Annotated in this window: 11 protein-coding genes; 7 read left to right on the top strand and 4 right to left on the bottom strand. The window is 39.3% G+C overall.

From position 1 onward, the window contains the following. The first annotated feature begins 13 nt into the window (after positions 1 to 13). Together C3V44_RS03125 and C3V44_RS03120 are read left to right on the top strand one after the other, a co-directional pair. A complete protein-coding gene (locus C3V44_RS03125) occupies positions 14 to 379 on the top strand; it encodes a diacylglycerol kinase family protein (protein WP_106095490.1) in 366 nt (121 codons plus the stop codon). 8 nt (positions 380 to 387) lie between these two features. Then, positions 388 to 1263 carry a DMT family transporter gene (locus tag C3V44_RS03120; RefSeq protein WP_106095489.1) on the top strand — a complete coding sequence of 292 codons (876 nt, stop codon included), beginning with the start codon at positions 388 to 390 and terminating at the stop codon, positions 1261 to 1263. Between the two features lie 32 nt (positions 1264 to 1295). Here the strand turns inward: C3V44_RS03120 and metG are convergent, their stop codons facing one another. Beyond that, entirely contained in the window at positions 1296 to 3362 is a 2067-nt protein-coding gene (metG, locus tag C3V44_RS03115) for a methionine--tRNA ligase (RefSeq protein ID WP_106095488.1), read from the bottom strand. 195 nt (positions 3363 to 3557) lie between these two features. Between metG and C3V44_RS12030 the strand changes: the two genes are divergently transcribed. The 4 genes from C3V44_RS12030 (at position 3558) to C3V44_RS03095 (ending at position 8937) form a co-directional block, all read left to right on the top strand. Then, positions 3558 to 3917, top strand: coding sequence for a hypothetical protein (locus C3V44_RS12030; protein WP_164996587.1), 360 nt, complete (start codon positions 3558 to 3560; stop codon positions 3915 to 3917). 146 nt (positions 3918 to 4063) lie between these two features. Then, positions 4064 to 5542: a YfcC family protein gene (locus tag C3V44_RS03105; protein WP_106095487.1), complete on the top strand. Its 1479-nt coding sequence runs from the start codon at positions 4064 to 4066 to the stop codon at positions 5540 to 5542. Between the two features lie 12 nt (positions 5543 to 5554). Then, positions 5555 to 6181, top strand: coding sequence for a rhomboid family intramembrane serine protease (locus C3V44_RS03100; protein ID WP_016478692.1), 627 nt, complete (start codon positions 5555 to 5557; stop codon positions 6179 to 6181). A 26-nt stretch (positions 6182 to 6207) separates the two neighbouring features. Then, positions 6208 to 8937, top strand: coding sequence for a PD-(D/E)XK nuclease family protein (locus tag C3V44_RS03095; RefSeq protein WP_106095486.1), 2730 nt, complete (start codon positions 6208 to 6210; stop codon positions 8935 to 8937). A 32-nt stretch (positions 8938 to 8969) separates the two neighbouring features. Here C3V44_RS03095 and C3V44_RS03090 read toward each other — a convergent pair whose 3' ends face one another. The 3 genes from C3V44_RS03090 to C3V44_RS03080 are packed head-to-tail and all read right to left on the bottom strand — an operon-like array spanning position 8970 to position 12144. Beyond that, positions 8970 to 10190, bottom strand: a complete 1221-nt coding sequence (locus C3V44_RS03090; RefSeq protein ID WP_106095485.1) for an aminotransferase class V-fold PLP-dependent enzyme — start codon at positions 10188 to 10190, stop codon at positions 8970 to 8972. Between the two features lie 34 nt (positions 10191 to 10224). After that, entirely contained in the window at positions 10225 to 11823 is a 1599-nt protein-coding gene (gene bshC / locus C3V44_RS03085) for a bacillithiol biosynthesis cysteine-adding enzyme BshC (protein ID WP_106095484.1), read from the bottom strand. An 18-nt stretch (positions 11824 to 11841) separates the two neighbouring features. Then, the gene (locus C3V44_RS03080) at positions 11842 to 12144 is read right to left on the bottom strand and encodes a hypothetical protein (RefSeq protein ID WP_002671767.1); all 303 of its coding nucleotides are present in this window, start codon (positions 12142 to 12144) and stop codon (positions 11842 to 11844) included. Between the two features lie 129 nt (positions 12145 to 12273). On the opposite strand from C3V44_RS03080, the gene C3V44_RS03075 reads away from it, so the two are divergent. After that, positions 12274 to 13014, top strand: coding sequence for a 16S rRNA (uracil(1498)-N(3))-methyltransferase (locus C3V44_RS03075; RefSeq protein ID WP_106095483.1), 741 nt, complete (start codon positions 12274 to 12276; stop codon positions 13012 to 13014). The last annotated feature ends 80 nt before the right edge of the window (positions 13015 to 13094 follow it).

The following is a 13094-nucleotide window of genomic DNA, read 5'->3' as shown; positions in this document are numbered from 1 at the left end:
AGCATAAAGAATTATGGAATTTATAAGAAAAAGACTCAAAAGCTTACAATATGTATTTCAAGGTTTGTTTTATTTAATAAAGAATGAACACCCAGTGATGGTACACATCGTCATCTCTTTAGTATGGGTGATTTTAGGCTTTTGTTTCGGCATTACTACCAATGAGTGGATTGTACAACTGTTGTGTATCGCTATAGTGTTATCAGTTGAAGGTCTCAATACAGCCGTTGAGAAACTCTGTGACTTCATCCACCCCGATCATCATAAAACTATTGGGATTATCAAAGATGTTGCTGCCGGAAGTGTAGGCTTTGCTGTGATACCTGTAAGCATTGTGCTCTGTATCATTTATTATCCTTATGTAATGGAACTCTTTTAATTTTTACTATGAAAGATATAGTAAAAGGGTATTTAGCAGCTTTTATTTCAGCGGTTACTTATGGTATGATTCCGCTGTTTATGATTCCTATCAAACAGCAAGGTTTTTCAGTAGATGCAGCACTTTTCTATCGCTTTATTACGACGAGTCTTTTTATTATGCTTTATCTTTTCTACCGAAAAGAGACACTGCGCATTACCCCTCGTGAAGTGTTTATCTTCCTTATTTTAGGATTGCTGTACGCTCTTTCAGCTGAATTTCTCTTTCTTGCCTACGATTTGCTCTCTCCAGGCATTGCTTCTACTATATTTTTTATGTATCCACTAATAGTAGCACTTGCTTTGGGTGTTTTCTTCAAAGAACATATTACTTTTCCTACGATTTTAGCACTTTTTATTGTATTAATAGGTGTTTTCTTACTCAGTGTAAAAGATGTAACAAACTTTTCAATCAACTATGTAGGGGCAGGAGTATCATTACTTGGGGCAGTTTCGTATGCACTCTATATGCTCATTGTCAATAAGTCTAAAATATCGGCTTCAGGAATAAAAGTATCGTTTTATTCTACCTTATTTTCTTCAGTTTACTTTCTTGTAAAACTATGGGTTATAGGTACCCCTCTCCCCATTCCAGAAGTAAAAATGAGTTTACTGCTCACAAGTTTCGGTATAGTAACTACTTTGTTTTCTATCATCACCCTTATTTATGCTATCAGAATGATAGGTTCTACTCCTACAGCTATCATTGGGGTAATGGAACCCATTGTAGCAGTAGCTATCAGTATTTGGATATTTCAGCAAGAAAGTCTTACAACAAATCTTATTATAGGAGTACTACTCATTATCATCGCGGTAATGATAGATATCTTAAAAAGAAAAAAGTAGAGATACAATGTAACTCTACTTTTATAATATTCTTACTTTACTTCTGTACCATTACTAATTCCATCGGCATCAGGATTGATGAAGGTGTATTTGCCTTCGGATTTTTCTACCATTAGTATCATTCCTTGGCTTTCCACACCGCGTAGTTTGCGCGGAGCAAGGTTTACCAATACAGTTACCTTTTTACCTATAATCTCTTCAGGAGCGAAACTTTGGGCTATACCCGAAACAATAGTGCGTTTATCAATACCTGTATCTACTTTTAAAACGAGAAGTTTATCTGCCTTAGGCATCTTTTCGGCTTCCAAGATAGTACCAATGCGAATGTCCATCTTTGCAAAATCATCGTAACTGATAAGTTCTTTTTGTGGAGCTACTTCAGTTTCAGCATTGACTTGTGCTTCTTGCTTATTAGCTAATTTAGTGTTCTCTAAACGCTGTAATTGCTTTTCGATAGCGGCATCTTCAATCTTTTCAAAAAGAAGTTCCGCAACGCCTATACGATGTCCTGCTTTTAGCAATTCGGTGGCGTTTGTTTTTAGACTTTCCCAAGTAATTGTCCCCAATTGCAACATACGTTTGAGTTTCTCGGAAGTGAAAGGCAAGAAAGGTTCGCTAGCGACAGCCAAAGCTGTTGCAATTTGTAAAGCTATGTACATTACAGTCTTTACGCGCTCTGGGTCAGTTTTGATGAGTTTCCAGGGTTCTTCATCAGCTAAATATTTATTGCCTAAGCGTGCCATATTCATCAACTCTTGTTGGGCTTCGCGAAAACGGTAACGTTCTAATGATTGTTCTATCTTATCGGTAAGTTCTGTGATTTGACGAAGAGTTTCAGTATCTACGTTATTATAAGTATCTGCTTGTGGCACAACTCCTTCATAATATTTCTGTGTTAGCACCACCACTCTATTGATGAAATTTCCAAAGATAGCCACAAGTTCGTTGTTGTTACGCGCTTGGAAGTCTTTCCAAGTAAAGTCGTTGTCTTTGGTTTCGGGAGCGTTGGCGGTAAGAACATAACGCAATACATCTTGCTGATTAGGAAAATCTTGCAAGTACTCGTGTAACCACACAGCCCAGTTTTTGGAGGTAGAGAGCTTGTTGCCTTCTAAGTTTAGGAACTCATTAGCAGGCACATTTGCAGGCAGTATAAAGCTACCTTCAGCCTTGAGCATTGCTGGGAAGATAATGCAATGGAATACGATATTGTCTTTCCCAATGAAATGCACCAATTGGGTATCACTGTCTTGCCAATAAGGACGCCAGTCTTTGCTTTCGCGTTCAGCCCACTCTTTAGTAGAAGAAATATAACCGATAGGCGCATCGAACCACACGTAGAGTACTTTGCCTTCAGCGCCTTCTACGGGTACGGGAATTCCCCAATCGAGGTCGCGAGTTACAGCACGCGGTTTGAGTTCGTCGTCTAACCAACTTTTCACCTGCCCATATACATTAGGTTTCCAATCGGATTTGTGACCTTCTAATATCCATTTTTCCAAAAACTCTTGGTAGCGATTGAGGGGTAAAAACCAGTGTTTGGTAGCTTTTAACGTAGGTTTGCTTCCTGTGATTGACGATTTAGGGTCGATGAGGTCGGTAGCGTTGAGTGAACTACCACAACGCTCACATTGGTCGCCGTAAGCCTCGGGATTGCCACATTTTGGACAAGTACCAATCACAAAGCGGTCGGCAAGGAATTGGTGAGCTTCTTCATCGTAGAGTTGTTCAGATATTTCTTCGATAAAATCACCTTGTTCATACAGTTTTTTGAAGAAATCGGAAGCTGTTTGGTGATGGATAGGGGCAGAAGTACGCGAATAGTTGTCGAATGAAATGCCAAAATCGGCAAATGATTGCTTGATAATCGCGTGGTATTTATCGATAATAGCCTGTGGGGTAGTACCTTCTTTTTTGGCTTTGATAGAGATAGCTACTCCGTGTTCATCGCTTCCGCAAATAAAGGCTACATCGTTGTTTTTTAAGCGTTGATAACGTGCAAAAATATCAGCTGGCACATATACTCCCGCCAAATGACCGATGTGAATAGGTCCATTGGTATAGGGTAGGGCTGCCGTAATGGTATAACGTTTAGACATTTTTTGAGTTTTGAATTATATATTTTTGGGTGGCAAAGGTACGAATAAAAGTGAAAAGTGAAAAGTGAAAATTGAAAAAGTATATTCTACGAGTGCGAGCCACACGGGCAGATGGAGAAAAGACGAATAAAATATCCTCTCCCCAACCCTCTCCGAAGGAGAGGGAGTGTAGCAACGGAAAAAGTGAGACAAAAAATGAACGAACAAAAGACGGTGCGAGCCGCACGGGCAGATGGGAAAAAGACGAACAAAAGACGGTGCGAGCCGCACGGGCAGATGGGAAAAAGACGAACAAAAGACGAAGGAATGACGAACAAAAGACGAAGGAATGACGAACAAAAGACGAACAAAAGACGAAGAAATGACGAACAAAAGACGAACAAAAGACGAACAAAAGACGAACAAAAGACGAACAAAAGACGAACAAAAGACGAACAAAAGACGAACAAAAGACGAACAAAAGACGAACAAAAGACGAACAAAAGACGAACAAAAGACGAAGGAATGACGAATAAAAGACGAACAATGAACGAAGAAAGGATGGGGATAAAGTGAATCTAACGCAAAGATAAGTTGGAGTAAATTTAATGTACTTGGTTCAGAAAAGTATTAAAAATTTGCTCAAATAAAAAAATAAACCATATCTTTGCCTAATGAATATTTGGAGGCAAGTCGATTTTTAATAACCTTGAACAGAACTGATGAAAAAACTCAAATTTCCTACCCCTTACACTGTACTGATGCTGGTGATAGTGTTGGCTGCGAGCCTTACTTTTTTGTTGCCATCGGGGTCATATAGCACTTTGCAATATGATAAGCAACAAGACTCTTTTGTGATACACACTGTAAATAATTCTTATACTGTACCTGCTACTCAAGAACAACTCGACGACTTGGGTATTCATATTCAGTTGAGCAAGTTTAAAGATGAAAAGATTAAGAAGCCTATTTCGATACCTAATACTTATGTGCAGAGCGTACCTCACCCGCAAGGAGCTAAATCTGTGCTTTTTTCACCTATACGAGGAATCTACGACAGTATAGAGGTGATTCTTTTCGTACTCATATTAGGAGGCTTTATAGGGGTGTTCAACAGTTCGGGAGCACTAAATATGGGCGTAGGCTATTTGGCACACCGACTCAAAGGGCGCGAGGGTATCCTTATCGTTCTGCTCACTACTCTGTTGGCGCTGGGAGGCACTTCCTTTGGATTAGCCGAAGAGACGCTTGCTTTCTACCCTATGTTAGTGCCTATTTTTTTAGCAGCGGGCTACGACCTAATGGTACCCTTAGCAGTGATTTACATAGGTTCAAATGTAGGCTCTATGGCATCGACTACCAATCCGTTTGCGGTGATTATTGCCTCAGATGCCGCCGGAGTAGATTGGACGTCGGGGCTTAGCATACGTGTGATAGCCTTAGCGGTATGTGTGCTGATAAGTATTATTTATATTATTCGTTATGCCGAAAAAGTACGCAAACACCCCGAAAAGTCAATTGTGTATGGAGTAGTCCTCCCTGAAATCTACAATGCTAATACCCCAGAAAAGACCACTTCCTTAGAGCTTTCTACTAAAATAGAGCTCTTAGTATTTGCGCTCTCGTTTATAGTGATGATTGTAGGTGTATCGCAATGGGAATGGTGGTTTCAAGAGATGACAGCTCTCTTTTTGGTAGCTGCTGTTGTGATTGCTATCTTACAACGTAGTAGTGAACAACAGTTTATCAGTCAGTTTATGGCAGGAGCACGCGATTTGCTGAGCGTAGCCTTTATCATAGGGATAGCCAGAGGGGTATCGTTTATACTGAACGACGGACAAATATCGGGCACGATTTTGCATTACGCCACTGACCTTGTACAAGGAATGTCGCCAATGGTCTTTTTGCCAATGCTGATGTTAGTATTTGGTGTACTGAGTTTATTTATAGCTTCTTCCTCAGGAATGGCGGTACTCACGATGCCTATTATAGGGTCACTGGCTTCGGTTGTGGGAGTAGAAGGACACAGTGTGGTGAGTGCTTATCTTTTTGGAATGGGTATTATGGGGCTTATCACCCCTACGGGACTTATCTTACCTTCACTAGCAATGGTGAATATTAACTACAAACAGTGGTTGCAGTTTTGTATGCCATTGGTGATTATCTTTGCAGTAGTACTTACTATCTTATTGTGGATTTAAAATATAAAACTTATGAATATCACTTTTATTATCATTCTTCTTGCGACTATAGCAATGAGTTATTATGGATTTAACAATCCTACTTTTTTCAACCGTTATAAGTTCAATGTAGGAGCAGTGCAAAAGGGCGATTATGTGCGATTGGTATCCTCAGGCTTCTTGCACGCCAACTGGGAACACCTCATTTTTAATATGATTTCACTCTACTTCTTTCAAGATGTGATTATCGGTTCTATGGGGAACCTACTATTCTTGCTTATCTATTTTGGTTCAATGCTACTGGGGAGTGTGTTCAGTTTGTACATTTACAAAAAACAGCCCTATTACTCCGCCATAGGGGCCTCGGGAGCTGTATCGGGGATTATTTTTGCAGCTATTGCTCTATATCCTACAGCATTGAGTGTAAACTTCTTGCCAGGGTGGCTCTTTGGAGCATTATACTTTGGGTATTCGGTATTTATGATGTTCAACCCACAACAAGGAGACAATTTAGGGCACGCAGCTCATTTAGGTGGGGCACTCTTTGGCTTGGCAGTAGTAATAATCTACGCTCCTGAGGTAGTGATACGCCACGCTTTCTATTTGGGAGTAATGGCATTGCCTTTGGGCTATATGGGAGTACGGTTGCTGAAGAAATGATGGAATTAAAAGATTAGCAAATCATTATGAGTTATCTACAAGAAGTTATTACCGATGTTTTAGAAAACTATTCTGATAAGATAGAGCGTCTTGTGTTTGTTACTACGGGTAAACGCCCTGCACTCTTCCTCAAAAAACACTTTGCCGAGCAAGTAAAGCACGCTACTATTGCCCCTGAGTTCATCGGGATAGCCGACCTATTTACGCGTATTTCGGACCTGCAACCTATCAGCAATTTGCCTTTGCTCTTCGAGTTTTACGATTGTTATGTAAAAACTTGTAAAGATACCCCCGATAGCTTTGAAGAGTTCCTCAGCTGGGGACAAACGGCTCTCAAAGATTTTAGTGAAATCGACCAGTATTTGGTAAATCCCGATAAGATATTCCCTTATATTCACGCCCTCAAAGAAGTAGAACATTGGTCGGGTATGGACGAGCTTAGCGAGATGCAGAAAAAGCACTTAGCTTTCTGGAATAGCCTCGGCGATTACTATTTCGCTCTCAACAGCAAACTCACCGAAATGGGTAAAGGTTATGGCGGTTTCATCGCTAAAAAAGCTGTTGAAAAACTCCCAAAATACCTGCAAACACACAGCAATAGCATTCATATATTCGTCGGTTTCAACGCCCTTTCCAAAGCCGAACAGCACGTCATTCAATCTATATTAATGGATATAGGCGGTGAAATTTATTGGGACGGTGATACTTATTTTTTAAACAATCCAGCCCACGATGCAGGGTTCTTCTTGCGCAAGTATATAAAAAACTGGCGTTATTACCAAACCCATAAGCCTAAGTTTATAGAAAGCAATTACGAAAAAGAAAAAGAACTCTATCTCACGGGAGTACCCAAAAGCATCAATCAGGCACATAGTGTAGCCGAACTGCTCAAGAATACCCCCTCTAATCAATTGGAAAAAACAGCCCTCATCATCGCCGATGAGAATTTGCTCATACCTGTACTACAAGCCGTGCAACCCAAAACAAGTGTGAACATTACTATGGGCTACCCCTTGCAACAAACTCCTCTCAACGACCTTTTTGTTGCCTATTTTCGCTTGCATCTTTCCAAGAGTTTTTACCATAAAGATATACTGAACCTGCTCTCACAACCTTTCTTGCACACCTTGCTAAAAGAAGAAGTGGTGCGCCATATTTCGCAGTACATCAAAACGTACAACCTCACCTATATCACCCGTAAAAAGCTATTCGAGTCGGTAGATGAAACCGAACACAAAAAGCTTACTTTGCTATTCCCCGATGCCAAAGGCAAAGCACTCATCACTACCCTTATCGACAATGCTATTACGCTTATCTATCGCCTAAAAGCACAAATCGACCCTGAGAGCAATACTCACCTACTCACTCAAGAGTATGCTTATCGCTTCTTTCAGTTATTCAATCAGTTGAAGCAGTTGCAAGAGCAGTACAACTATATCGATTCAGTGAAAACACTTTATCATTTCTATTTAGATGTTTTACAGAAGAGTTCACTCAATTTCCGCGGTGAGCCTTTGGAAGGCTTGCAAGTTATGGGTGTGTTGGAAAGCCGTAGTTTGGATTTTGAGCGCGTGATTATCACTTCGGTAAACGAAGGCGTATTACCCTTAGGCAAAAGCGACAACTCTCTGATTCCTTACGATGTGAAGTACGAACTGGAATTGCCCACCTACAAAGAGCGTGATGCGGTGTACAGTTACAACTTCTACCGTATTTTACAGCGCGCCAAACAAGTACACCTATTTTACGATACCGAGATGAATAGTCTGAAAAGCAAGGAAAAAAGTAGGTTTATTCTCCAATTGTTGGCAGAGAAAATTCCCACTCACAAGGTAGTGCATCAAATTAAGGCACCTGAGGTATATCCTGCCGTGTTGCGACCTCTTAACATCAAAAAAACGACCTCTGTAATCGATGCACTAAAGGCACTTGCGGAGAAAGGCATTTCACCTTCAGCACTAACTACTTATATCCGCAATCCACTCACTTTCTACGAGCAACAAGTACTACAGGTATACGAAGAAAAAGAGGTAGAAGAAACTGTTGAAGCCCGTACTTTTGGAAATATCGTACACGGCACTTTAGAAGATTTGTACACACCTTTCTTAAATGAAATACTCACCGAAGAGTACATTAAAAAAATGCAACTTTTGGTACTTCCCACTATCGAAAAACGCTTTGAAGAAGAGTACCGAAGTACTGATTTCAGAACGGGCAAAAACTGGCTTATTTTCAATGTAATAGAGAAATATGTGCGTAGTTTTTTAACTTTGGAACTCAACGAAATAAAGAGTGGTACTGAAATTATTCCTCTGTATTTAGAACAGAAAATAAAAATACCTTTCCAAGCTTCTCACTTGCCTTTTCTTGTTAATTTCAAAGGGATTATCGACCGGGTGGATAGACGTAACGGAGTGTTGCACATTATCGACTACAAAACAGGTATTGTAGAAGAAACCGATGTGCGCATCAAAGATTGGAATAACCTCATTACCGATATTAAGTATGGCAAAGCCTTCCAACTCCTCACTTATGCTTATATGATTACCCAGCATTTAAAGATTGATGAACCGATGATAGTTGCCAACCTATCATTCAAGCGTTTGCAAAAAGGATTCTTGCGTTTCCACACCTATATCGACAAGGTAAAAGACTGTGATGTAACTGCTCAAACTCTCGCTTTGTACAGTCAGTATACCGAAGAACTATTGCGCGAAATCTTTGATATAGAGAGACCTTTTTACGAGAAACTATAGTATTTATATCTTATATTTCTTTTGTGTGTTTATCAGCTTAACATTTTCTGAGCTTTTTTTACAGCTTCTACAAAGGTATCTATTTCTTCAAAGGTATTGTAAACAGCAAAGCTGGCACGAACTGTACCTGGTATACAGTAGAAGTCCATAATAGGTTGGGCACAATGATGCCCCGTGCGTACAGCAATTCCAAATTGGTCGAGAATTACACCTACATCGTAAGGGTGAATGTTTTGTAAGTTAAATGATATAACAGCGGTACGCTTACTCAAATCATCATTACCGTAAAGAGTAATGCCTTCTATATTTTGTAATTTAGCGATAGCATATTCTAATAATTTGTGTTCGTGTGCAGCAATAGCTTCCATTCCCAATTGCTGTATATAGTCAATTGTAACTCCAAACGCAATACCTCCACAAATATTAGGAGTACCTGCTTCAAACTTATAAGGGAGATCGGCATAAGTACTCTCTTCAAAATGTACTTCTTTTATCATTTCTCCCCCTCCTTGATAAGGAGGTAATTGTAATAGTAATTCTTCTTTACCATACAACGCTCCTATCCCCGTAGGTCCGTACATTTTATGAGCTGAAACAGCATAGAAATCAACATCGAGAGTTTGCATATCGGGTTGCAAATGTGGGGCTGCTTGTGCTCCATCTACTAATACAACAGCTCCTACGCGGTGTGCTTTTTCTATAATTTCTTCTATAGGGTGAATATTTCCTAAGGCGTTCGATACGTGCTGTACACACACTATCTTCGTACGTTTATTTAGCAGTTGGTTATACACCTCTAAGTCCAAAATTCCTTTCTCATTCATCGGGATTACCTTTAAGGTAGCTCCACTCCGTTGGCAAGCTAATTGCCAAGGCACTATATTGCTGTGGTGTTCTGAAGCCGAAATAATTACTTCGTCTCCCTCTTGCATCAGTGTGCCATAACCATTAGCCACTAAATTAATACCGTGTGTAGTTCCCGCAGTAAAAAGAATTTCAGAGCTTTTACGGGCATTGAAGTGGCGCTGTAGTTTCTTCCTCGCTTCTTCATAAGCATCAGTAGCTTCTTGGCTGAGAGTGTGTACTCCACGGTGTATATTAGCGTTTTGGTAACTGTAATAATGCACTATTGCCTCTATCACTTGTGTAGGCGTTTGTGAAGTTGCTCCATTATCAAAATAGATAAGAGGTTTGTTATGAATAGTGCGTGAGAGTATAGGGAAGTCTGTTCTTATTTCAAGAATACTTTTCATTGTTCGTTATTTTGGGTGCAAAGATACAACATTTTTATTGTATTACCACAAACCTAAAATCAAACGGATTAAAGTCTTTTATTAACTCAGGAATGAGTTCTTCTCCTTTCATCAAATAGAAATCTGTGAAGTTAGCAAAACGCTCCTGTAAGGCTCCATTAGGAAAGAGTTCATTTTGTAAAAAAATAGTCTGTTCCAATTCCTCTGCAAACTTCCTTTTCTGGGCTTTTAAGAGGCGTTTTTCCAGTTTGTCTAACCCTTTCAGCTGTTTTACTTCTTGTGCTTTTACAGCGTTTTCAAAAGTAACATCAGTGTGTTTAGCTAACTCATATAAATGCTCGAACTGCTTGTGTAGTAACTCTTTTTCAGGAGTAAAATCTATAGGAAATTCGCTTAACTGTCTTACTTTCTTGTTTTTTAAATCTTCTGGTTTTAGAAATAAGTCTTCTACTGAAAGTTTTAGTTTTTGTAGTTTTTCAGCTTGTCTTTGCGAAATAAGCATTGCTGAATTGCGTAGCATTAGTATCGGGAAGGGTACTTTCTCCTTATTGAAAAAGCCTTTTAATTCCAGCCAATAAGCTATTTCACCGCCTCCACCAATATATGCCAAATTGGGTAATATTACCTCTTGATATAAAGGTCGTAAGATTACATTGGGCGAAAATCGTTCTGGATAGGTGCGTAGTTCCTCTAAAATCCCCTCCTCAGAAAAACGAATATCCGTATCGTGTACCTCAAAGCCGTTCGCAGTGCGCACAAGACGATGTCGTCCTCCTTCTGTAAGATAAAACATATTCACCTCACGAGGGTTCACTTGCACGGGATAAGAGCTATTTACAGTCTGTAAAGCCTTAATACTTTTAGTAACCTCAGTATGTGCCACACTGTGCAGTAAATCATCGCTTATGTAAGGGATAAATTGCCTTTTTAGGGCTTTATCGTTGCCATCTATTACTACAACTCCGTATGCTTCAAAGAGAGCATTTACTAAGTAACGAGTGGCAGAGGCTAAATCTTTATTTTTCAGATAACTATCGTGGAAGAGTGTGCGCAAAGTATTAGCATTTTTGCCTAGACCTATGGCTTTGTCAAAAGTATGAAACACCGCTTCAAGTGTGTCAGTAGCAAAGTTGCCTGTGGCTCCTGTTTGGTCGCTATTCCAGCAAATTGTGCGATTGTTGAAGTGAAAGTGGTTAATCTCCTCAAAATCGTGGTCTTCTGTAGCCATCCAATATACAGGTACAAAGTGCTTATCAGGGTACTTTTCGGCGAGCTGTTTAGCAGTATTAATTACCGAAATTATCTTGAAAATGAAGTAAAGATGTCCTGTAAAAAGACTTAATTGATGTCCCGTAGTGATGGTAAAAGTATTACTTTTGGATAAAAGTTCGATGTTTTTAAGTACTTTCGGAGTAGTTTTTACCTCAGCGTATTGTTCTTTTAAACTACTGACCAAAATATGGCGTTTCTCCTCGGTAAAATCAAGAGCTTTTTCTTCTATTTGCTTTTTAAACTCTAACAATGAAGGGAAATTATGATAAAAAGGACGTAATTTTTTATTCTCACCTACATAATCAGTGATGAGTTTAGAGAAAAAACGAATATTTTGATAAGGAATATAAGCGGTAATCATACGCTTTTTAGTGTTTTATTATTCGTCGTCTAATGAAGAGTCATCAGGTATATCTAAATTGCTTACACTCATATCATCTTCTTCGTTATTCATAAAGTCATCATCTTCGTCGAAGTTTTCCATAGTGTCAGCTAAGCGGGTACTCACTTTCACTAAATATATAGTGTCATCAGTACGGACTTCCAAGGCATCAACTGTTTCATTTTTAGCATTCTTAAAACGAATCACATCTGCATCTGTATACCCTTCGGGGTATTTCTCTACCAACATTGAGAGAATCTCATTAGTTAGTTTGTTGTAGTCTACTATTACACGTTTCATATTAATATTACTTTTCACGGGGCGAAAGTAAGTCAATTTTTATAATTACAAAATAAAAAATCTACTTTTTTTTATTTTGTTGTATCTTTGTCCCGCAATAAAGCCCATTTTTTCTAAGAAAATAAAATTATGAGTATGCAATTATTTTTCCACTCCAGCCTTCATTCAAGTAGCACAAATTGCTTTTTTGATAAGGAAGAAAGCCAACATATAGTAAAAGTACTGCGCAAAAAATCAGGCGATATACTCCATATTACCAATGGTAAAGGACTTCTTTTTGAAGCAAAATTAGACTTCGCTACACCTAAACAATGTGAGGTGTCTATACTGAAATGTACTCCTCAGCTTCCCCGTCCTTACTACTTACATTTGGTGGTAGCACCTACCAAGATGAATGAACGTTATGAGTGGTTTTTGGAGAAAGCCACCGAAATAGGCGTTGATGAAATTACTCCTATTATCTGTGAACATTCTGAGCGTACCACTATCAAAGTAGAGCGTTTTGAAAAGATACTCCTTTCAGCAATGAAACAATCGTTGCAATGCTATTTGCCTAAACTGAATGCGCCTATTGCATCAGCTCAGTTTTTCAAAACGATGCTGACAGATAGTTCAGCTAAATATATAGCTCACTGTCAAGAAAATGAAAAGCGCTTGCTCTCTCGCGCCCTCAAGCCCTTTCCTGAGCGTATTACCGTGCTTATAGGTCCTGAAGGCGATTTCTCTACTAATGAGATAAACACCGCTTTGCAACAAGCATTTGTGCCTATCTCATTAGGAGATACTCGCTTACGCACCGAGACAGCAGCCATAGTAGCCTGTCATACCGTTGCGGTAATAAATGAACTGACTAACATTAGTTCAACTTAATATCATCTTAGGTCTGTCATTCCTTCGTCATTCCTTCGTCTTTTGTTCGTCATTCCTTCGTCTTTTGTTCGTTCATTGTT

This window comes from Capnocytophaga sp. oral taxon 864 (assembly GCF_002998835.1).
In the GTDB taxonomy this organism is placed as follows: Bacteria; Bacteroidota; Bacteroidia; order Flavobacteriales; family Flavobacteriaceae; genus Capnocytophaga; species Capnocytophaga ochracea.
Note: the sequence above shows the minus strand (reverse complement) of the source record. Positions and strands in the feature narration are given on the sequence as shown.